Here is a 22041-nt window from a genome sequence, read left to right on the forward strand (position 1 = left end):
TTCAATGCGATGGACGAACAGAAGGATCAATGATGACAGGTTTCAATACCAGCAATCGGTTAATTGCCCTGTTTTGCGTGTTATTTGCAATTTTGGTAGGATTGTTAGGGATTTTACTCTGGCAAGAGAGCCGATTTCCAGAGCCATCGGAAATGGATTGGGTTCAAAATGCTGTGGAAATTAGTGACATTCACGAACCAATTCAACCCATTCCCCAACACCTGGACTTGAATCCCGATAAAATTGCCTTGGGAGAAAAATTATTTCAAGAGCCACGGTTATCCAAAACTAATACTATTGCTTGCATAAGCTGCCACAATTTAAAGACCGGGGGAACTGATGGGCGGACTCACCGACGGCAGATAAATGGAGAAACCGTAAAGTTAAATACCCTAACCGTTTTTAATAGTGGATTTAACTATAAAATGAACTGGTATGGAAAATTTGACAGTTTAGAAGCACAACTAGATGAAGCGATAAGCAATCCCAATGGCATGGATTCGAGTTGGTCGGAAGTTCTAAAGACACTTGGAGAATTGCCCGATTACCTACAGGAGTTTCAGGAAGTATATGCCGATGGGATGACTCAGGCAAATGTGAAAGATGCGATCGCCACCTTCGAGCGATCGCTCTACACCCCCAATGCTCGTTTTGACCGCTTCTTATTGGGGGAAGAAAATGCCATCAGCGAGGAAGAAAAAGCCGGATATCAGCTTTTTAAAGACTATGGGTGCGTGAGCTGCCATCAGGGAAAAAACGTCGGCGGTAACTTATTTCAAAAGTTTGGGATTATCGGCAATTACTTCGCCGATCGCGGGCAAATCACCCGCACCAACTTCGGACGCTTTAACCTCACGGGGAACCCGGACGATTGCTATGTATTTAGGGTACCCAGTTTGCGAAACATCACCCTAAGAAGCCCTTACTTTCACGATGGATCTGCCCCGACCCTAGAAGCCGCCATTGCCGTAATGGCACAATATCAATTAGGACGTCAGTTATCCGCCGAACAAATCCAGCGGATCGTTCAGTTTCTAGAGACCTTAACTGGCGAATATCGAGACCAACCGTTATGAACTTTTTTCGACTTCGAGAACTCGCGATCGCCGTATTAGCGGTGATTGTATTTGGCTTTTTGTGGATTAATTCCCAAGCTATAAATTATCGAGAACATGAATATTTCAACCAGAGTTTGCGGCAATATAAAGAAATCAATGCCATTATCGACCGCGAAATATTTGAAATTCGCTATGGAATTTTAACCTACTACGATCCAATTAATCAGAATATCAAAAATTTGAAATCATTGCAACAGCAATTAAAGCAAGCCCCCAGCTTCATTCAGGGGCAGCAACGGGAAAAACTCAATGAAGTCCTGGAGGCAAACGCTAGACTCATCCAGGAAAAAGAAACCTTAATCGAGCAATTCAAATCCCGCAATGCCGTTCTCAACAATTCCCTGATTTATTTTCCCACCTTAGCCACAGAACTCGCGCAAAAAGCAGCCGCCGTTCCCCGAGGTCAGAAGTTGGCCGATCGTCTCAACCAATTATTGCGCGAGGTGTTAATTTATAACCTGAATTCCCGAGAAAATCTCGCGCCCAAAATCGAGGCAGAATTGGAAACATTATTGCAGATAAAGCGTGAGAGCAAGACTCAGGTAAAACCGCGCGAGATTGAGTTTGCGATCGCCTACGTGCGAACCATTTTAACCCACAAGCCGCAGGTGGATGAATTAATCGAGCGCTTAGTATCCCTGCCGATTTGGGAAAGCAGCGAAGACCTGTACAAAATCTACGATCGCTACTATGAAGAAGCCTTAAAAACCGCCAATATTTATCGCGTGGTTCTGTATTTATTTTCCTTGAGCGCTATTGGTGGCACTGCGGCCTATATTATCATCAAACTGAATAACTCCGCGATCGCCTTAAATAGCGCCAAAGAAAAACTGCAAGATGCCTTCAAAGCTACCCGAGAAGCCGAAGCCAAATATCGCACCATTTTTGAAAACGTCACCGAAGGCATATTCCAAACCAGTCGCGACGGAAAATTCCTCAGTGCCAACCCCGCACTCGCCCGGATTTTAGGGTATGATTCTCCCGAAGAAGCGATCGAGCTGATTGGCAACATCGGAAAACAACTTTACGTAGAAGCCTCTCGACGCCAAGACTTCATCGACTTAATCGAAAAATCCCACCTCGTCGCTGATTTTGAATCCCAAGTGTACTGCAAAGATGGCAGCATCATTTGGATTTGCGAAAACACCCGCGCCGTGTACGATAGCAACAACGAGTTTCTCTATTACGAAGGTACCCTGCAAGATATTACCGTTCGCAAACTTACCCTAGAAGCCCTGCGGTATCAACAAGAACAAACCGAAAAACTGCTGCTCAATATTTTACCCGAACCGATTGCAGAACGGTTAAAACGCCAAGAAGGCGCGATCGCCGATAGCTTCAACGAAGTCACCGTAGTATTTGCCGACATCGTAGGATTTACCGAAATCTCCTCTCAAATTTCTCCCAAGGAACTGGTTCAAGAACTCAACATTATTTTTTCGGGATTCGACCAACTCAGCGAGAAACACGGATTAGAAAAAATCAAAACCATTGGCGATGCTTATATGGTGGTCGCCGGACTCCCCCACCCGCGAGTCGATGGGGCCGAAGCCGCCGCCGAAATGGCCCTCGACATGCAGGAGAAAATTCGCCGACTCAGTAGCGCCACTTGTCAACCCTTCTCCATCCGCATCGGGATGCACACCGGCCCAGTTGTCGCCGGGGTGATTGGCATCAAAAAGTTTAGTTACGATCTGTGGGGAGATACCGTCAATACCGCCAGTCGCATGGAGTCCCAAGGAATTTCTGGGTGCATTCAAGTCACCACAGAAACTTACGAGCGATTAAAGCATAAATACCTATTTGAAGAGCGCGGATTTATCAAAGTCAAAGGCAAAGGCATGATGAAAACCTATTTGCTTCTCGAACGAAAGCTATGCCCATATTCAGTGTAAACGATAAACTAGCAAGAGTTGCACTGGAGCAACGCAATTGAGAATCGCGCCATTACATTCCACGAAACCGGTAAAACGCACTGCAACAACCCTTTGACTTGATTGGGGTGCTTCTACTAAAACTCCATCCAATTCCAGGTGATTTCCTTGGGAAACTGGTTCAGTTTAGTGCCAAAAGGAACCTCGGGGTAGGGATATCATCTAAAACATTCAGGTATCTAAATTAATAATAAGTAAACCTAAAAATACCCATGAAACAAAGATGTGTTACGGTAAAAAATTTGCTAAAATCTCGCTTGTCCCGGCAGATTACCCGGTGGGTATTTGTTAGCATTGTGGTGGTCGAAGCGATTATTTTGCTGCCTTCAGTTTACCGACGCGAGCGAGAAATAGTCCAGCATTTAGAAGAAGTTGGACTCGCATCGGTTGCTCCCCTCGTGCGTTTATGTGGTTCCCAAGTTACCCAAGAGAGAATTCGCCAAGTAGCCAAGCAACTGATGCTAGATTCGGTGGTGAAAGGCGGAGTGGTTTATATGGCAGACGGGCAACGCTTGGGAAGCTTTGGGGAAACCCCAGTGTTGAGATTTGCCGATTTAATGGGCAGTCCCGAGATGCGCTATCGGACGCCGGATGGCAACCGACATGAATTAGCCATGTCCACCCAGGAATTTGGAAATGATTACATTTTAATCGTGCGTTTGGATTCCTCCGACGTCAAATGGCAACTGAAAGCCTTTGTGGCCAGAATTGCCGGGTTAGTGTTGATTATTTGCGTTTTCGTAACCGTTGCCACCATGATAACCCTGGGAATTATCGTCATCGATCCGATTTTAAAATTGCGTCAAGCGCTGATTGCTGTGGGGGAAGCGCCGGGGGAGGATAATGGGAATTTAGCCTGTTATTCCCTTGGGGTAAAGCGTCAGGATGAGTTAGGGGAAGTGATGCTGACATTTAACGATATGCGGCATCAAATTTCGAGTTATGTCAGGCAGATTAAAGAGCGCGAAAAGCAACTGGAAAATCTGGTGATGGAGTTAGGAGTGGCGCGCGATCGCGCCGAAAAATTGCTGCTGAATATTTTACCCGACCCGATCGCCGAGCAGTTAAAACAGGGAGTGTATCCGATCGCCGAAAGTTTTGGTCAAGCCACCGTTTTATTTGCCGATCTGGTGGGCTTTACCGAACTTGCCGGCCACACCCCAGCGGTGAAACTGGTAGAATTACTCAACGAAATATTTTCCGCCTTCGACCAGTTGGCCGATAAGCATGGATTAGAGAAAATTAAAACCATTGGCGATGCCTATATGGTGGTTGGGGGGATTCCCACCCCCAGACCCGATCATGCCGAAGCGATCGCGCAAATGGCCCTAGACATGCAGCAAGAAGTGCGCCGCCTCGCCGCCCTTAAAAGCGAAGCACTCAGCATCCGAATTGGCATCCACACCGGGCCAGTGATTGCCGGCGTGATTGGCATCAAAAAATTTATTTACGATTTGTGGGGGGATACGGTCAATATTGCCTCCCGCATGGAGTCCCACGGAATCGCCGGCTGCATTCAAGTCTCCGAAACCACCTACCACCGACTGCAGCAACAGTTTCGCTTCCAGTCGCGCGGCCCGATCGCCATCAAGGGAAAAGGCAAGATGCAAACCTACCTGCTGATCGAGACACTCAACCCCACCCCCGACGAGACCCCCACCCACACCAAACCCAGCACTCGCGGTACATTAGAGCGTTTGGGAATTCTCAAACCCGCCTTAGACGAAGAGGATTTGACCAATTAAATCCAGATGAGCTAACACAGGACAAAAAACCTGTGTTAACATCTTTGACAACATTCTTTTTCTCAAAATTGAAAAGCAATGGGCAAGGTTCTAGTCCTTAATGCCTCCTACGAACCGCTCAACATTACGAGCTGGCGGAGGGCAATCGTATTGTTGCTTAAAGGCAAAGCCGAGCAAGTCGAACATAACGGCAGGATGATTTATGCCGAATTTCCACTGCCAACGGTCATCCGACTGAGGCATTACGTTCGCGTGCCGTACAAAGAAATCCCACTCACCAGGAGGAATATCCTACACCGGGACGGGCACAGTTGTCAATACTGCGGCTGTACCGGAGAAGATTTAACCCTGGATCACGTGATTCCGCGATCGCGCGGGGGAGGAGACACCTGGGAAAACCTAGTCAGCGCCTGCGTCCGCTGCAATGTCAAAAAAGGAAACCGCACCCCAGACGAAAGTAAAATGCCATTGATGAAAAATCCGCGTCGGCCATACAGTAGTCTTTATTTTGAAGTGACCAAACACCTCAAAACTGGCTCCCACAACGAGTGGCAAAAATACGTGATCGGAATTTGAACCCCAAGTCGTTGCAAGAACGGCTTGGGGTTTTTTCCAATCTGTTTGTGGCGATCGCTCCCCCTTGCCGCTCTCGCGTTATTGTTGAAATGTGTTGGCGCAGCTCCAGACGGTATTTGCCTGGGGGGGGCTGGCGCTGTTGTCGCTCGCCGATTGAGGGGAAAAATTTAGTGGGAGAATCGAACAACGAACGAGCCGAAATTGCCATTAACGAACAGGGGAAGCACAACTCAGCCGACGAGGCGTTCAGATGGCTTGACGAAGTAGCGATCGCCCAAGCAGACGCCCTGCGAACCACCTTAGAGCAGCACGTAGGCGATCGGCACTTGGTCGTTCTCCAGGATTTCCCGGATCCAGACGCCATGTCCTGTGCGTGGACCTACAAATTAATCGCCGCTCAATACGGCATTGAATGCGATATCGTCTACGCCGGGGCACTCAGTCACCAAGAAAACATCGCCTTGGTCAAACTCGCCGGGGTGCCGGTGCAGCGCTGGTCGATGGATACCGCAAAAACCAAAGATTTCACCGCCTACAACGGCTGCGTCTTAATCGACAACCAAGGCACCACCAGCCAGCTTTTATCCACCATAAAATCGGCGCAAATCCCCTTTACCGTGGTCATCGACCATCATAAGTTGCAAGAAGACTTGCACCCCGAATTTGCCGATATTCGTCCCCACATTCGCGCCACAGCCACGATTTTTACCCAGTATCTGATGGCGCAATTACTGCGGATCGATCCGAACAACGAAGACCACATCAAATGCCTCACCGCCCTGATGCATGGGTTGCGCGCCGATACCAACCAACTGCGACAAGCGCGGGAAGAGGATTTTCTCGCCGCCGCCTATTTGAGTCGCTATTACGACCCGCAACTGCTCAGTTCCGTGCTGCAAGCCACCCGCTCTAAACGAGTGATGGACGTCATCGAGCGATCGCTAAAAAATCGCATGATCCTCAATAACTTCTGCATCGCCGGCGTAGGCTACCTCCGCTACGACGATCGCGACGCCATTCCCCAAGCCGCCGATTTTCTGGTCACGGAAGAAAACGTTCATACCGCCGTGGTATATGGCATCGTCCACGATGAGGACGAAGACTTAGAACTGGTCACCGGATCCCTCAGAAGCAACAAAATCACCCTCGACCCGGATGAATTCATCAAAGAAGCATTCGGCAAAGACGCCCAAGGACGCTACTTTGGCGGCGGGCGCTCTCAAGCCGGCGGCTTTGAAATTCCGATGGGATTCCTCTCCGGAACCAACGAAAGCAAAGAATATGCCCGCATGAAGTGGGAAGTCTTCGATATCCAAATCAAGCAAAAGTTACTCAAATTGGTCAGTCCCAAAGATAACCCGATCGAAACCGAGTGATAGCACCCACAAAACCCCGCACCCTAGAAGGGTGGAGGTTCGCGCAAAAAGCCCGCCGACGCGGGCTAATTTCATGCCTACTGTTGCCCGGGAGTCATCCCGGGGCCAATTAACCCGATCGCCGAGAAAAGCGTTGGCGGACGCGCTCTACAAAAATATCCACTTCCGGCAATTTTAACTGAGTGGCGCATAAGGCAAAAACGCCCAACCCGCCAAATCCGGCCACACTCAGTTGCACGAATTGGATCGGCAAGCCCACCGGCGCGATGAGTTGTTCGCAACCGTGAAGAATGCCCCATCCCGCGAAACCGGCGAGGACGCTAGCCCCACTCAGCAAGGCCACCGGCTGACTCCAGGCTAACAAAGGCAACCCATGCAGCTTGCGATGGAGCAGCACCAACAGCGTCACCATCGAGATAATATTGACCCCCACGGTGGCCAACACCAAACCGGGGGCACCAAATGCATTGACTAACAGAAAATCCAGCAAGGCGTTGAGGAAAATATTCACCACGCTGACGCGAAAGGGGGTCTCGCCATCGCCCAAGGCATAAAACACCCGCACCAGCACGTCCCGTCCCAGGTAAACGAACATGCCCACGCCATACGCCATCAACATGGGCGCGACAAATGCGGAGGCGGCGGGGTCGAATGCGCCGCGTTCGTACACCACCCGCACGATCGCCACGGCTAAGGTAATCATTAATGCCCCCAAGGGCAACATGGTCAGGGCGGTGAGGATCAATCCCTGACGAATGCGCTGTTTGAGTTCGGGCCAATCCTGGGGGTCGGCTAAGCGGGAAAAGACCGGCAGTAAGGGGACTAAGAGCATGTTGGAGATAATGCCCAAGGGGGTCTGAACTAATAAGCCGGCATATCCCAAGGCGGCGGCGGCTTGCGGGATGTAGGAGGCGAAAAACAAGTCGGTGTAGACGTTGATTTGCAGCATCCCGGAAGACAGGGTAGCCGGTCCCATGACTTTCATCACGTCTTTGACCCCAGGGCGATTGAATTCAAACCGCAGGCGCAAGGTGCCTAAGCCGCTGCGCCACTGGGCGAAGACTTGGGCCAACCACTGCAATAGTGCGCCGGCAAGGGTTCCGCCGGCTAAGACCATACCGCCGATGGTGGCATATTGGGGAAGGCTGACATTGCTGCCCACTTGCACGACGAAGATGCCTAATGCGCCAATCACGGCGACGCTGGAAAATAAGGGGCTGATGGAGGGAAGCCAGTATTGGTCGGCGGCGTTTAGGGTGCCAAACCCAATGCCAATTAAGCCGGCAAGGACGGCGAGCGGAGCCATGATCCGAAATTGCCGGATGGCGATCGCTTGGGTCAGTTGCAGGGTTTGGAATTTTTCTGGATCGATTCCCTCGGCGGCTGCTTCGGCGGCGCTGATGTCCAGTCCCGGGGCCACTACGCTCATCAGGGGGTCGGCAAAGATGACTAAAATTACGGTGACGATCAGCAGTAAGCTCCCGACAAGGGTGGTGATGGTTTCCACCAGGGGGGCGGCTTCTTCCGCTTTGCGTTTGGCTAAAACGCTGACAATGGCGCTGTGGAACGGTCCGTTGATACCGCCGAGTAAGATGAGCAAAAAGCCGGGAATTACGTAGGCGTAGTTGTAGGCATCGAAGGCTGGCCCTACGCCAAAGGCTGCCGCGATCGCTTGTTGCCGCACTAAGCCAAAGACTTTGCTAATTAAGGTGGCGATCGCCACAATTCCCGCAATTCCGGCTAGGGAACGAGTCCGTTTTTGTTTTTCAGACACAAATCTTTACAAATCGTGACAGTGCTTCAATTTATTTAACCCCGAAATGGCTAATTGTAAACCTCTCGGGGGTTGCCTGCTGATACTGCTGCGTCCCCTCATCTTCAGGATTTACAATTAACATTCGAGTCAGGGGGTCGGTTTGATTTTTTCCCTCAGTAATCTACTCCCACTGTTGGTAGGTATTTTCTTCGTTTTTCGGCAATTTTCTGCAATCCTCGCGCAGTTGTAGCAAAGTATGATAAACTTAAAGATTGCCAAAATGATTCCTGTATCTTTCTTCGATGACCGACTTTATTTACCGCTATCCTTCGTTACAATCTGGCCGATTAATCAAACGCTACAAGCGGTTTTTGGCCGATATAGAATTGGAAACTGGCGAAACCATTACCGCCCATTGTGCCAATCCCGGAAAAATGCGGGGATTATCGGAACCGGGATACCGCGTCATGGTGTCGCGCAGTGACAATCCCAAGCGAAAATTGCCCTATAGTTTGGAATTAGTGGAGGCGCAGGATAACGAACCGACTTGGGTGGGGGTGAATACGAATTTGCCCAATCAAGCGATTAAATTGGCTTTAGAAGCGCGATCGCTTCCCGGATTGGGGGAGTACGATTCCATTTCCCCGGAAGTGGTGTACGGGCGGGATAAAAAAAGCCGGGTAGATTTTTTGTTAAATAAAAATGGAGAAAATCCGCCGATTTATGTAGAAGTGAAAAACGTAACTTGGGCGGAAGGGAGAAAGGCGTTATTTCCCGATGCGGTGACAACGCGCGGACAAAAGCACTTGCTTGAATTAGTAGATGTGGTGTTAGGAAATCAGGGGAGAGCCGTGGCATTATTTTTTATTGGTCGCAGTGATTGCGATATATTTGCCCCGGGAGATAGTGCCGATCCCGAATATGGGAAATTGTTGCGTCACGCGATGAATCAAGGATTGGAAATTTTGCCTTGTCGGTTTGAATTGACGCCGGAAGGGATTCGGTATTTGGGGTTAGCCAAACTGGAGATGTGAAAAAAATGGCTACGGCGATCGCGCGGTGGAATGCATCGGCGATCGCCGATGAGCCGCTATAAATGCTCGATTTCAAGAGCAATAGCAACCTCGGGAAGCTTATGCCAGTCCCACTAGCTTGGCGCTGAGATCCCAAAGACGCTCGGCTTTTTCATCATCCCGTGCTTGGGAAGAGACTTTTTGCACGAAGGACTTGCCATTTTTCTTTTGGCGATTGCCCCAACTCCAATAGGAACCAGATTGCTTGTATTCCGGATCGGCAACCACTGCCGCTACCCGTTCGCCGGCTAACTCTTGAGACACATATCCCCCAGTGACGTACTTTTGGAACAGGGGGAAAATTTTCTGAAACAGAGGATAGTGGTTGCGGAATAGGGGCGTATCGGCAACGCATCCGGGGTAAAGGGAAGTGAAGACGATGCCGGTGGAGTCGTGATAGCGCCGATGCAGTTCTCGCATCGTCAGCACGTTGCACACCTTGCTATCTTTGTAGGCTTTCACCGATTCAAAGCTTTTGCCGTCAATCATGGTGACGGGATCTTTGAAGCCAGCTTCCAACCCTTCGAGATTGCCCAAATCCGGACGCGGCGGAATCTTGCCGCCCAATTCTTCCGGATTGTGGGTGACGGTTCCCAAGATCACCATTCTCGGATCTGGAGACGAGGAGCGTTTCATATCCTCTAGCATCACATTACACAGGAGAAAGTGCCCCAAGTGATTCGTCGCAACGCTGAGTTCGTATCCTTCTGGCGATCGCAACGGTTCTTTCAGCAAAGGCATATAGATTGCCGCATTGCAAACCAAGGCATCGAGGGGTCTGCCGCTGGCTCGGAATTCGTTGATAAACCGTCGCACGCTATCGAGAGACGCCAGGTCGATATGCATAATGGTGTAGCTGTCGGCAGGCATTTCGACCGCTTCAGCCGCTTTTTTTGCCTTTTCTAAGTTCCGACAAGCCATCACCACATGCCAGTCTCCTCGTTTGGCAAAGGCTTTGGCTGCATATAAGCCAACCCCCGAGGAGGCACCCGTAATCACCACCGTTGACTTGCGATCTTGTCCCATGCTGTTCAGATTCAGTTGATTGCCGTTGACTGTATTGAGGATTTTACAACACTTAGACCCTGACGGATTAGCTCTGTCATAAAACCTAACACTATAGCCGCTTAAAATCTTCGATGCCTTGTGGCATCAGGGATTCAACTATTCTGGAGCGGATAAGTAATGATACTTAATCCGCAGTTACCTTCCCGGTGGCGGTGGCGGGTGGTGGGTTGAACTGACCCGCGTTTATCGGCTCAATTTGTCATCATTGCCTATCTCTCGATCGCGGGGTTTTCCCTGCCGAAGTTCGCCACAATTGCCGCGTCATGTTTGGCAGACAAACGCCCTGAAAAGCAAGGGTGAAACCATCATCAACCCAGGACTATCCCCTCACTCATTCCTGAACGGTGGAGCAGCAGGGAACCGTCATCACCTGCTGCTCCACGGATGCAGACTGATTCTATGGGTGGGCAAGTCCCTGCTAAGGCAGGTTGGTTCGGCGGTTATCAGAATCGGCGGGGATTAGAAATCCTCGTCGTCATCATAGTCATTGCCCATGCTTCTGGCACCATTGGCGGCATCCTGTTTGGAACCGAGCAGATCTAGGCGATCGACTTTGATCACCGGCTTCGATCGCTGGGCACCGGTGGACCGATCTTGCCAATAATCAAACTTCAAAGAACCCGTGATGCCAATTAAGCTGCCTTTACGGACGTAGTTTCCCGCCACTTCCGCAGTTTTCCCCCACATTTCTAAATTGAACCAGTCCGGTTTATCGCTATTGCGACTGGGACGATTTACGGCTAACGTTACATTACAAACCACGCTACCAGACTCGAAATATTTAACTTCGGGGTCAATCCCCGCACGACCGACTAAAGTCACAACATTGAGCGTCATATTGCTCCTTCCTTATCCAACAAATTAACTCCCCAATTATAAACCATTTCTCCCTATCATATCAAGCAATTATTGTTTTTTACTTTGATTTACCCCAGGAATATGACCCGGATTGTTGGGGGTGCAATTAACCGTTAATTTGCACCCCACAAAAATCAATCCCACTCCCCGCAATATTTTTTAAATTTTGGGGATGAATATTGCAGAATTTTTGACTAAAAAGCACAGAAAATTGAGATGTATTGCAAGAAAGGTTAATTGAACCTAACTATAAATCAAAAAATGACCAAAAGAGGGGAAATCGGTTTCATAGAGAAAGGAACGCAAAAATGCTTGAAGTATGATGTGATTATTTTACCATGAATTTGACGAAAAAATCATCCAGCGGATGAATGAATGAAGGGAGGCGATCGCTGTAGCGGAGGCGAAGTGCGGGAGCGAAATTGCTTGGCATTAGCCTAAATGTCACCATTCAATGGAGTTTGGGAGTTGCTTGCGGGTAATCGAAAGGATTTCCGCAGTAGAAAATAACTGAAAATCCAGGGAGAGTCAGGAAAGCGCGGGCGGGCATTGGTTCAATTGGGCGGGGATAAAGATTCGTACAGTAAAATTGACTGCCGCAAACAGAAAACCTCCAGAGGATTTTGCCCCACTCTCGCGGCGCAAAATCGAGCTGAGGTGGGAGGCATTGATTTGATAGTCAATCATCAACCTGCCGCAACGGTCAAGGGGGCAAGAGAGTCATTGCATGAGGCGAGGATAAGCGCGCCCCACCCCAGTTAGTAGCGCATCTATTGGCTGTAGGCATATCAGTTACCACAACCTTTTCCAGAGAAAGCACGCCCTCGGGAGTTAACACCAAGCCATTGTAGTTTTGGCGATCGGCGATCGCCTCCCAGAAAATAGAAAATGCCCCCTTCAGGGGGGACATCAGAGAAAAGAAAAAAGGGAATAGATAAGCTTTCAGCCAAGAAGCAAAGCCGCATCATTAATAAACCCAATCGATAAACCAACAGCGCAATCCACCTGAGCGAGGTAAAGTATGAGTTTAGGGTGAAAATTCCCGCATTTTGAGGCGTAACCTTTGCATATTTAGGCAGAAGGGAGAAGCTAGAGGGCGGATTTCGCCGCAGATACTCGGCAATCGCTTGCAAGCAGAAGCTGCTAATCTTAGGCCAGATTTGAGATAGGAGGGGATTTTCTCCGGATCCGGCGCAGACTCAGAAGGAATATTTGGCACTCTCCCGGCTTCATGTGGGAAAAAAAATCCCGCCTGACTAGACTCAGGAGAGAAAACATACTAGAATCCACCACGAGAACAAATTCTGTTACATTATAGTCGCACAGCATCACGTTTTGGGGGCGTAGAAACCAGTGGGTCTTTTCAATCGCTTTTCCCTATCCCGGGATATGGGTATCGATCTCGGGACGGCGAACACGCTAGTTTATGTATCCGGTAAAGGGATAGTTCTTCAAGAACCCTCAGTCGTTGCCATCGATAAAGAGGAAAAGATACCTCTGGCAGTAGGAGAGGATGCCAAAAAAATGCTAGGTAGGACGCCGGGAAATGTCATTGCCCTGCGCCCCCTTCGGGATGGCGTCATTGCCGACTTCGACACTGCCGAATTGATGCTCAAGCATTTTATCCGGCGAGTGCATGAAGGTAGCGCCTTAGTATCCCCTAGGATCGTGATTGGGATTCCATCCGGCGTCACGGGGGTAGAACGGCGCGCGGTGATGGACGCAGCCACCCAAGCAGGAGCCAGAGACGTTTACTTAATTGACGAACCAGTAGCGGCGGCGATCGGAGCCGGATTGCCGGTTGCAGAACCCACCGGGAATTTAATCATCGATATTGGGGGCGGCACTACGGAAGTAGCGGTTTTGAGCTTGCAAGGCACGGTTCTGAGCGAATCCGTGCGGGTAGCAGGGGACGAACTGAATGATGCCATCACCCAGTACATGAAAAAAGTTCACAACCTGGTGATTGGGGAACGGACCGCAGAGGAAATCAAAATTCAGATTGGCTCGGCGTATCCCACCCACGATGATGATGATGCCACAATGGAAGTGCGCGGCTTGCATCTACTGTCGGGTTTACCGCGAACCGTGACCATCAAAGGGCCAGAGATTCGCGAAAGTATGGCCGAACCCCTGGCGGTAATTGTGGAAGCGGTAAAACGGACCCTGGAGCGCACCCCTCCGGAATTGGCGGCGGATATTATCGACCGAGGAATTATGCTCGCCGGCGGTGGCGCTTTGTTGAAAGGTCTCGATACCCTGATCGGGCACGAAAGCGGCATCGTTACCCATGTGGCGGCGGATCCGCTAAGCTGTGTGGTCCTCGGAACCGGTCGGGTTTTGGAGAACTTCAAGCAGCTCGAACGAGTATTCAGCGGTCGTTCTCGGAGTAGTATGTAGGACCTGCCAACCGAAGAGCTTCCCTACGTACAATCGCCTCGCGAATACTGAAGTCAGCTAAAAATTTTAATGTACACATTGCGTCGCTGGTGGGATCGGCATGGTTTACAAGTTGCATTGGTGGGGTTAGCCATCACTGCAGCTTTGGTGGTTCGGCAAACCCAAGGGTCAGTGGTGTTTGAAATTTACCAGAGACTCTCTCGTCCTTTTCAGTCGAGTCCCACTCAACAAGAGCAACTCACCCATGCCCGAACCCGCGAACTCGAACAAAAAGTTCAAGAATTAGAAGCCCAAAACCAACGGCTCAAAGAGGTAGTGGGCTATGTTTCGGCAAATAAAAAAGAAGGTATTGTCGCGCCAGTTGTCGGGCGCAGTGCAGATCACTGGTGGCAACAGGTGACTATCGGTCGAGGAAGCAAACACGGCATCAAAAAGGATTTTATCGTCACCGGTCCGGGAGGCTTGGTGGGACGCATCATCAGCGTCACTCCCCATACCAGCAAGGTGCTACTGATCGGGGATCCGAGTTTCCGCGTGGGGGTGACGATCGCTCGCTCTCGGCAAATGGGGGTGATGCGAGGCAAGGCGGCAAATCGCGCGGTAATGGAATTTTTTGATAAAGTGCCAGAGGTTCGTCAGGGAGATGTGGTCTCTACTTCCTCTTTCTCTCAGATGTTTCCCTCCGGGTTGCCCGTGGGTCGCGTGGAATCGGTGAATTTGAATAAAAGTCCGGCACCGGAAGCTGTGATCGAGCTGTCTGCACCGATAAGCGCTCTGGAGTGGGTGGTGGTTTACCCTCACGAAAAGGCTGCTAACGATGGGTCGGAAGGTCAATCTAATTAGGAAGGCAGATGAGAAACGATCGCTTTACTGCCTCGGGTAGGAATTCCACAAATCTTAAACTTCTCAATGCCGCTATCTTGGTTGGCTCTGTCGCTCTGTGTTTGTTGCTGATGCCGACTCGCTTTCCGGGAACGGAACTGTTGGGCGTCTCCCCAAATTGGTTGCTGATTTGGGTGGTGGCTTGGAGTCTGAAGCGTACTCCCTCTCAGGGGGCGCTTGCTGGCGTTATCTTGGGCTTACTTCAAGATGGCATGAGTTCGGGCGCACCGACTCATGTGTTCAGTTTGGCTCTGGTTGGCTATCTCACCGCTCGCTTGCAAAAACAACGCTACCTGCAAGAAGATTTTATCTCGGTGGCGTTAATTGTATTTGGCATGTCGATTGTGGCGGATACGGTGCGCGCTTTGCAATTTACTGTGATGAGCGATCGCAGTCTCGAAGAAATCTGGATGCTTCATCAACCCCTGGCTCTCTCATCGGCAATCCTCAGCAGCCTTTGGGCACCCACGATTTCTTTTCCGCTCAATCGCTGGTGGCAACGCATGGAGCGCCTGGAACAATCTTAAATCTACTCTCTCTCCCTCTCCTATCCCGTGGCTTCTCGCTCTAGCAGCAAGGTCACGGGACCATCATTCTCTATCCCCACTTGCATCATCGCCCCAAATTCCCCTGTTTCCACTTTTAAGCCGCTTTCTCGCAACTTTTCGACAAATTTCTCGTAAAGCAGGTTGGCTTTGTCTGGAGGCGCAGAACGGTCGTAGGAAGGACGCCGCCCTTTTCGACAATCGCCATAAAGCGTAAACTGACTGACGACGAGCAGCTCTGCGTTGATGTCTTGCACTGAGAGTTCCGCGCGATCGCTTTGCTTTTCTGGATCGGGAAATACCCGCAATTCTAAGCACTTTCTCGCCATCCAATCCAGTTCCGCCTCCGTGTCGTTCTGCCCAATCCCCACCAATAAATTCAGTCCTTTGCCAATTTTTCCCACCACTTTTCCATCAATGGTGACTTGAGAGGATCGCACTCGCTGGATTATGACTCGCATTTTTTCGTTCTATCTTGAAAAGGGTCAATCTGCTAAGGGTTTCGCTTCTTAATTTACAATAAACTCCGCCCTAAAACCACTATTTTTACCGAAAAATTCTCAAAGCAGTTACTCTAATTCGCGCCGCACCCCGGATTTCCTCCCCCTACCCAAAACAAATTTGGCGTTGTAAAATTTCTGGTTCCCAGGTGGAGCCTGGAAACCCCCTTCGGAGGCTCTACCTCCTAATTTACCCAAGCATTAAATAGATTCAAAAACAGCCGATCGCTCTTTTACAATTGCGGTTGATTGTTACTCTTTAAATTGGCGTTTTTATCTCGTTTTAATAAAGGCAAATTGCTAACCTCTCACGGTGATGACAAGGCAGTGCCATGTTCCTTTGTTAGAGAGGCAGCATTATGTTTGAGCCGGAGATTATTAGCCGTAAAAAAGGCGGTTGTGGGTGTGACCAGCAGCGGCTGCCGGTCACCGATGAAGCTTCACAGAATTAATTTACTTGCCAAATCCTTTGCCGCGATTGGTGGAAGGCAAACAAAGGCATTTTTCAAGCTGCGATCGCAAGGTTTCGCTCTCTAAATTCTGACCGATGAGAACCAGTTGGGTCTTGGGCTGACCTTTCCATTCGTCATCATCGATAGAAAATCGCTTGCCGCTGAGGTGGAAAATATGACGGCGATCGCTTTCGTCAAACCACAAAATTCCCTTAGCTCGAAACACACTTGCCGGCAACTGATTGTCTAAGAAATACTGGAATTTCCGAATCGATAGCGGGCGATCGCTCTCGAAAGAAATCGACGTAAATCCATCAATAGCCAGGTGATCCGAGTGATGATGGTGGTGATGATGCTCGTGGTCATGCTCGCCATCGCACTCGGCATGGTCGTGATGATGGTCGTGATGATGCTCGTGATGATGGTCGTGATGATGGTCGTGATGATGCTCGTGATGATGCTCGTGATGATGGTCCTGTTCTGCTGCCGATTCTTGGCCATTAAAATACTTGCCCGAATCGAACAAACCCACACTCAAAATCAACGGTAGCGGCACTTGCGATCGCTCGGTGCGTAAAACTCTCGCATCAGCTTTAATATCGCGGATCTTGCATTCCAACAAATCCACATCCGCCTCATCTACCAGATCCACCTTATTGAGTAAAATAATATCCCCATAGGCAATCTGACTGTAAGCCGCTTGAGAATTAAACAAATCCAAGCTGTAATTTTCCGAATCAACCAGGGTAACGATCGAATCCAGGCGAGTTAAATCGCGCAGTTCCGTTCCCAAGAATGTCAGCGCCACGGGCAAGGGATCCGCTACACCGGTGGTTTCCACCACCAAATAATCGACCTTATCCTCGCGCTCCAAAACTTTGTACACTGCATCGAGCAAATCATTGTTAATCGTGCAACAAATACACCCATTGCTCAATTCCACCATATCATCGCCAGTGGAGACGATCAGCTCGTTGTCGATGCCGACTTCGCCAAACTCGTTCACCAGTACCGCTATCTTGAGTCCCTGCTGGTTGGACAGGATATGGTTCAGAAGGGTAGTTTTGCCACTGCCGAGAAAGCCGGTAATAATCGTTACCGGCAAGCCGTGTTTGGGTGCCTCCATTGCCGGAGACTCTGCGGAAGAAGTTGCTGTTGTCTGCATGGCGTTGCTATCAAAACTCTCAGAAACTCGAACTGACGGCTCAGATCCAAATCTCAGCCTCGTCCAGTTTGATTTTAAACGAAATCTTGCATTTGTCTCCTGGCAAATTGCCAGTTAACAATTGATTACTTCTCTTAACTGCTTGTAGGGAGCAAAACTTCTTCACTGTGGCAATCTCGCCGGTGGGCACTGCCAACCTTACTCCCGACTTACCGAATCGATAGAGTAGGTACGGCCCACCTTAAACCTACATTAATGGTGTTGAGTTTTGGAGAATTCCCACCCTCCTCAGGATTGACACTGCAGCGAACAGTGCCCACATCCCTGCTATGTCGAAAGTAAAATTGTGGGGAAAGACAATGCAACGTCAGTTTGACCCTCTTCAGGCAAAAATCCCCCCTTAATTGCGAGCTTGATTGAGATTAGTCGGTTCTTGCTAACCCAGTGGTTCCGGGGTCAGGCATGGAATGTACTCAACGCCTTACGGCATCAGAGGTTAGGCAAGCTCGAACTTCATCTTGCCATCCCTCAATTCCTTTCGTGCTCAACGCCTTACGGCATCAGAGGTTAGGCAAGGAGCAAACTTTCTTTGAGTTCGTCCATCGTGAGCGATGTGCTCAACGCCTTACGGCATCAGAGGTTAGGCAAGAATTAGAATCTGGCCGCTGGTTCCGGTTTTGTAAATCGCTCGTGCTCAACGCCTTACGGCATCAGAGGTTAGGCAAGCTTCTGTGGTTAGTTTATAAAATGTTGTGGTAGTGTGCTCAACGCCTTACGGCATCAGAGGTTAGGCAAGATCGTCCCATCGGCACGTTAAACTCGCCTTTAGAAGTGCTCAACGCCTTACGGCATCAGAGGTTAGGCAAGCCAAACCCATGCTGCCAGAGATAGCATTGCGATTCAGTGCTCAACGCCTTACGGCATCAGAGGTTAGGCAAGAACGCCTTGCGATCGCCGGATGGACATCAGAACGGAATGTGCTCAACGCCTTACGGCATCAGAGGTTAGGCAAGTGTAATCGTTACGGGGCGGGTACTTTGATTTTTTTGGGTGTGCTCAACGCCTTACGGCATCAGAGGTTAGGCAAGTGAACTGCTTGGGGGACTCTTTCAGCCATAAGGTCGTGCTCAACGCCTTACGGCATCAGAGGTTAGGCAAGGATTCCGCCGAGGATTTTGACAATAATTTTCAGAAGTGCTCAACGCCTTACGGCATCAGAGGTTAGGCAAGATTTTATGTCCCCGCTATTCTTCGAGATGGCGATGCGTGCTCAACGCCTTACGGCATCAGAGGTTAGGCAAGGTGGTTTCTCTTAATCGGGTAAATAAAATCCCCTGTCGTGCTCAACGCCTTACGGCATCAGAGGTTAGGCAAGATATAGAGGCGAATCCACCGCAGCAGCAACTTCCATTGTGCTCAACGCCTTACGGCATCAGAGGTTAGGCAAGCCCTGGCAATCGTGGGCGGTGCGATCGCGCTACTCTTCGTGCTCAACGCCTTACGGCATCAGAGGTTAGGCAAGTTTAGCGAGGTTATATCCGAGTTCTCTGAAGTCAATATGTGCTCAACGCCTTACGGCATCAGAGGTTAGGCAAGTGGGTTTCAGCCAATGATCGCTAACCTCCCAAAACTGTGCTCAACGCCTTACGGCATCAGAGGTTAGGCAAGGATTGAATAATTCCACCCAAATCAATTGAGGGCATTAGTGCTCAACGCCTTACGGCATCAGAGGTTAGGCAAGTTACTGTGAGTGGAAGTATCACCAGATACTCCATGTGCTCAACGCCTTACGGCATCAGAGGTTAGGCAAGACCCTACAACAACAATAATATGTCCCGAGCGAGTAAACGTGCTCAACGCCTTACGGCATCAGAGGTTAGGCAAGCGGGTCGTCGCCCTCAAGAGAACGATACTTTGACAGAGGTGCTCAACGCCTTACGGCATCAGAGGTTAGGCAAGGTTGCACCGCATAACTATTATTTCGCTGCTTTTTAGGGTGCTCAACGCCTTACGGCATCAGAGGTTAGGCAAGGGCAAGATTGGTGGAAGTGATTCCGGGGTGGGAGAAGTGCTCAACGCCTTACGGCATCAGAGGTTAGGCAAGACCTAATTTGATGTTTTGTTTTTCCTCTGTTGAAGTGCTCAACGCCTTACGGCATCAGAGGTTAGGCAAGTGTTTGCCCCCTCAAATCCACCAAAGCGGTACTCAGTGCTCAACGCCTTACGGCATCAGAGGTTAGGCAAGTTTTCAGGTCTTAGTGCTTTTAGTTTAGCAATTGTTTGTGCTCAACGCCTTACGGCATCAGAGGTTAGGCAAGAAGACAAAGTCATACTCTGCAATCTAGGATTGATTTGTGCTCAACGCCTTACGGCATCAGAGGTTAGGCAAGCCCGTAGGACAGGCTTTGAAGATTCCCGATGTATTGTGCTCAACGCCTTACGGCATCAGAGGTTAGGCAAGTCGGTGGAAAGGTCTTGACAAGCCTCAAACAAATGGTGCTCAACGCCTTACGGCATCAGAGGTTAGGCAAGGTTACAGAGGAACTTGCGGCGTTAGGAACTAAAGACGTGCTCAACGCCTTACGGCATCAGAGGTTAGGCAAGAGAATCAGGAATATTTGCTAATTCTCCCCAGTCGATGTGCTCAACGCCTTACGGCATCAGAGGTTAGGCAAGTCTTTAAGAGGCAAATAGCGTTCATTGTTAAGAGAGTGCTCAACGCCTTACGGCATCAGAGGTTAGGCAAGTCCCTATTGACCGTATCGCCGTCATCGCGTGTAGTGGTGCTCAACGCCTTACGGCATCAGAGGTTAGGCAAGACCGAAGCAATCGCGGCAGGGCTTCAGCGTGCTTCCATCGTGCTCAACGCCTTACGGCATCAGAGGTTAGGCAAGCGTGTAAGCGGTCTGCCCTTTTCTGCCCCTTACTTGTGCTCAACGCCTTACGGCATCAGAGGTTAGGCAAGATTAGGCGAATGAATTGCGGATGCAGCTGCAGAGAGTGCTCAACGCCTTACGGCATCAGAGGTTAGGCAAGCTTAGTAAAAGCAGAAAAACAATTTTCGTCTTCATTGGTGCTCAACGCCTTACGGCATCAGAGGTTAGGCAAGGGTGCGAGGAACAAGGACTTCCGCGACGGCGGAAGTAGTGCTCAACGCCTTACGGCATCAGAGGTTAGGCAAGTGGCGATTTGTTCGATTTGCTCGATTCGGTCGATAGTGTGCTCAACGCCTTACGGCATCAGAGGTTAGGCAAGTGCTGGTATTGGAGCTTATACGCAAAAACGATACCGTATGTGCTCAACGCCTTACGGCATCAGAGGTTAGGCAAGTGTAAGGGTTTCAGGCTTTTTTGGGGAAACCTAAATTGTGCTCAACGCCTTACGGCATCAGAGGTTAGGCAAGCCTATAGCGGCAAAAACTGTGACGCCTACGCGGTGTGCTCAACGCCTTACGGCATCAGAGGTTAGGCAAGTACAGACGGTCGCTCGGGTTTTCGGGTTTAAGTATTGGTGCTCAACGCCTTACGGCATCAGAGGTTAGGCAAGACTTTTAATTTCAAAGTAGACCTTAACACACCCAAAGTGCTCAACGCCTTACGGCATCAGAGGTTAGGCAAGTCGGTATTTTGGCGCAATTTGCGCCGTCTCCCGGGTGCTCAACGCCTTACGGCATCAGAGGTTAGGCAAGCTTCGCTAGGCCGTAACCCAATTCTCTAAAATTCATGTGCTCAACGCCTTACGGCATCAGAGGTTAGGCAAGCTTGTTTTACAAAAAACGGTCAATGCCGCGTCTAGTGCTCAACGCCTTACGGCATCAGAGGTTAGGCAAGTTTACCACGCGGCGCAAACTTCCGGTCGATTGTAGTTGTGCTCAACGCCTTACGGCATCAGAGGTTAGGCAAGTTGCTTTGATAAGTAAGGATTCTTCCAAGGATTATTCGTGCTCAACGCCTTACGGCATCAGAGGTTAGGCAAGATTCTAGCGTTCGATGGTTAGCGCCTGACGAATTTCTGTGCTCAACGCCTTACGGCATCAGAGGTTAGGCAAGGGCGCAAGCCACATCCCTTTCCAATAAACCGCTCTGAACCAATTTTACAAGCACCTGTGGTAAAACGCAATCAAGTTGACCCAATTGCCACAAAACCCTCTCAATCCTCCTCCTTCAAACCCTGACTCTATCTCCATTCTAGCAAAAATCAAGCACCTGCGCCACCCCTGAATCGCCCCAAATCCCAACCCCGGGAAGATTTCCGGCTGTGAACCAGCAGCTTGCGCCTTCACAGCCGGAGGTGCTTGCATTACAGAATCCGATGGGACTCCTCCTGCACCGGCCAGGATCCGGGACGGTTATAAGCGGCAATTCCCCGCACGCACTGGTTCGACAGGCGAATCAGCAGCAAATCGTCCTCCGCCGCCAACACCTTCTCCAACTCCCAGCGCAACTTCTCCCGCCCCCGTTGGTTCAACCAACAGCGAAACATCGAATATTGGATCCGTTCGCCGTACCCTTGCAGCAACTTGTAGGCTTTGCGCCAGCGCTTCGGATCCCGAATGTCATAACAAACCAAATACCAATTCTGTGCTTCACTCAT

Annotated in this window: 16 protein-coding genes and 1 CRISPR repeat array; of the genes, 9 read left to right on the forward strand and 7 right to left on the reverse strand. The window is 50.0% G+C overall.

The window, feature by feature from the left end; genetic code table 11:
* Positions 1 to 29 precede the first annotated feature (29 nt).
* From AC0QH1_RS15130 to AC0QH1_RS15150, 5 genes are all read left to right on the forward strand, one after another.
* Entirely contained in the window at positions 30 to 1076 is a 1047-nt protein-coding gene (locus AC0QH1_RS15130) for a cytochrome-c peroxidase (RefSeq protein ID WP_324632024.1), read from the forward strand.
* Positions 1073 to 3013 (forward strand): adenylate/guanylate cyclase domain-containing protein, encoded by a 1941-nt coding sequence (locus tag AC0QH1_RS15135; protein ID WP_324632025.1) that lies wholly within the window; start codon positions 1073 to 1075, stop codon positions 3011 to 3013. Before AC0QH1_RS15130 ends, AC0QH1_RS15135 begins: the two co-directional genes overlap by 4 nt.
* Positions 3014 to 3264: 251 nt before the next feature.
* Positions 3265 to 4797: an adenylate/guanylate cyclase domain-containing protein gene (locus tag AC0QH1_RS15140; protein ID WP_324632026.1), complete on the forward strand. Its 1533-nt coding sequence runs from the start codon at positions 3265 to 3267 to the stop codon at positions 4795 to 4797.
* Between the two features lie 78 nt (positions 4798 to 4875).
* The gene (locus AC0QH1_RS15145) at positions 4876 to 5373 is read left to right on the forward strand and encodes an HNH endonuclease (protein ID WP_324632027.1); all 498 of its coding nucleotides are present in this window, start codon (positions 4876 to 4878) and stop codon (positions 5371 to 5373) included.
* Positions 5370 to 6749, forward strand: a complete 1380-nt coding sequence (locus AC0QH1_RS15150) for a DHH family phosphoesterase (RefSeq protein WP_324632028.1) — start codon at positions 5370 to 5372, stop codon at positions 6747 to 6749. Before AC0QH1_RS15145 ends, AC0QH1_RS15150 begins: the two co-directional genes overlap by 4 nt.
* A 109-nt stretch (positions 6750 to 6858) precedes the next feature.
* Here the strand turns inward: AC0QH1_RS15150 and murJ are convergent, their stop codons facing one another.
* On the reverse strand, positions 6859 to 8523 hold the full coding sequence (gene murJ, locus AC0QH1_RS15155; RefSeq protein ID WP_324632029.1) for a murein biosynthesis integral membrane protein MurJ: 1665 nt from the start codon (positions 8521 to 8523) through the stop codon (positions 6859 to 6861).
* A gap of 284 nt (positions 8524 to 8807) precedes the next feature.
* On the opposite strand from murJ, the gene sfsA reads away from it, so the two are divergent.
* Positions 8808 to 9539: a DNA/RNA nuclease SfsA gene (sfsA, locus tag AC0QH1_RS15160; protein WP_324632030.1), complete on the forward strand. Its 732-nt coding sequence runs from the start codon at positions 8808 to 8810 to the stop codon at positions 9537 to 9539.
* 99 nt (positions 9540 to 9638) lie between these two features.
* Here the strand turns inward: sfsA and AC0QH1_RS15165 are convergent, their stop codons facing one another.
* From AC0QH1_RS15165 to AC0QH1_RS15175, 3 genes are all read right to left on the reverse strand, one after another.
* Positions 9639 to 10604, reverse strand: a complete 966-nt coding sequence (locus AC0QH1_RS15165; RefSeq protein WP_324632031.1) for a protochlorophyllide reductase — start codon at positions 10602 to 10604, stop codon at positions 9639 to 9641.
* Positions 10605 to 11105: 501 nt separating this feature from the next.
* Positions 11106 to 11483, reverse strand: a complete 378-nt coding sequence (locus AC0QH1_RS15170) for a single-stranded DNA-binding protein (protein ID WP_324632032.1) — start codon at positions 11481 to 11483, stop codon at positions 11106 to 11108.
* A 724-nt stretch (positions 11484 to 12207) separates the two neighbouring features.
* Positions 12208 to 12414, reverse strand: a complete 207-nt coding sequence (locus AC0QH1_RS15175; protein WP_324632033.1) for a hypothetical protein — start codon at positions 12412 to 12414, stop codon at positions 12208 to 12210.
* A 479-nt stretch (positions 12415 to 12893) separates the two neighbouring features.
* On the opposite strand from AC0QH1_RS15175, the gene AC0QH1_RS15180 reads away from it, so the two are divergent.
* The 3 genes from AC0QH1_RS15180 to mreD all read left to right on the forward strand — a co-directional run bounded on the left by AC0QH1_RS15180 (position 12894) and on the right by mreD (position 15313).
* On the forward strand, positions 12894 to 13904 hold the full coding sequence (locus AC0QH1_RS15180; RefSeq protein ID WP_324632061.1) for a rod shape-determining protein: 1011 nt from the start codon (positions 12894 to 12896) through the stop codon (positions 13902 to 13904).
* Positions 13905 to 13973: 69 nt separating this feature from the next.
* Positions 13974 to 14747 (forward strand): rod shape-determining protein MreC, encoded by a 774-nt coding sequence (mreC, locus tag AC0QH1_RS15185; protein WP_324632035.1) that lies wholly within the window; start codon positions 13974 to 13976, stop codon positions 14745 to 14747.
* Positions 14748 to 14755: 8 nt separating this feature from the next.
* The gene (gene mreD, locus AC0QH1_RS15190) at positions 14756 to 15313 is read left to right on the forward strand and encodes a rod shape-determining protein MreD (RefSeq protein WP_324632036.1); all 558 of its coding nucleotides are present in this window, start codon (positions 14756 to 14758) and stop codon (positions 15311 to 15313) included.
* A 20-nt stretch (positions 15314 to 15333) separates the two neighbouring features.
* Here the strand turns inward: mreD and dtd are convergent, their stop codons facing one another.
* The 3 genes from dtd to cas2 form a co-directional block, all read right to left on the reverse strand.
* Complete coding sequence (gene dtd, locus AC0QH1_RS15195) at positions 15334 to 15792, reverse strand: D-aminoacyl-tRNA deacylase (RefSeq protein ID WP_324632037.1); 459 nt, start codon at positions 15790 to 15792, stop codon at positions 15334 to 15336.
* Between the two features lie 492 nt (positions 15793 to 16284).
* Positions 16285 to 17448, reverse strand: coding sequence for a CobW family GTP-binding protein (locus AC0QH1_RS15200; RefSeq protein ID WP_324632038.1), 1164 nt, complete (start codon positions 17446 to 17448; stop codon positions 16285 to 16287).
* Between the two features lie 469 nt (positions 17449 to 17917).
* Positions 17918 to 21497: a CRISPR direct-repeat array (repeat unit 36 nt; unit sequence GTGCTCAACGCCTTACGGCATCAGAGGTTAGGCAAG).
* A gap of 250 nt (positions 21498 to 21747) precedes the next feature.
* A complete protein-coding gene (cas2, locus tag AC0QH1_RS15205; RefSeq protein WP_324632039.1) occupies positions 21748 to 22041 on the reverse strand; it encodes a CRISPR-associated endonuclease Cas2 in 294 nt (97 codons plus the stop codon).

This window comes from Phormidium sp. CCY1219 (assembly GCF_055795085.1).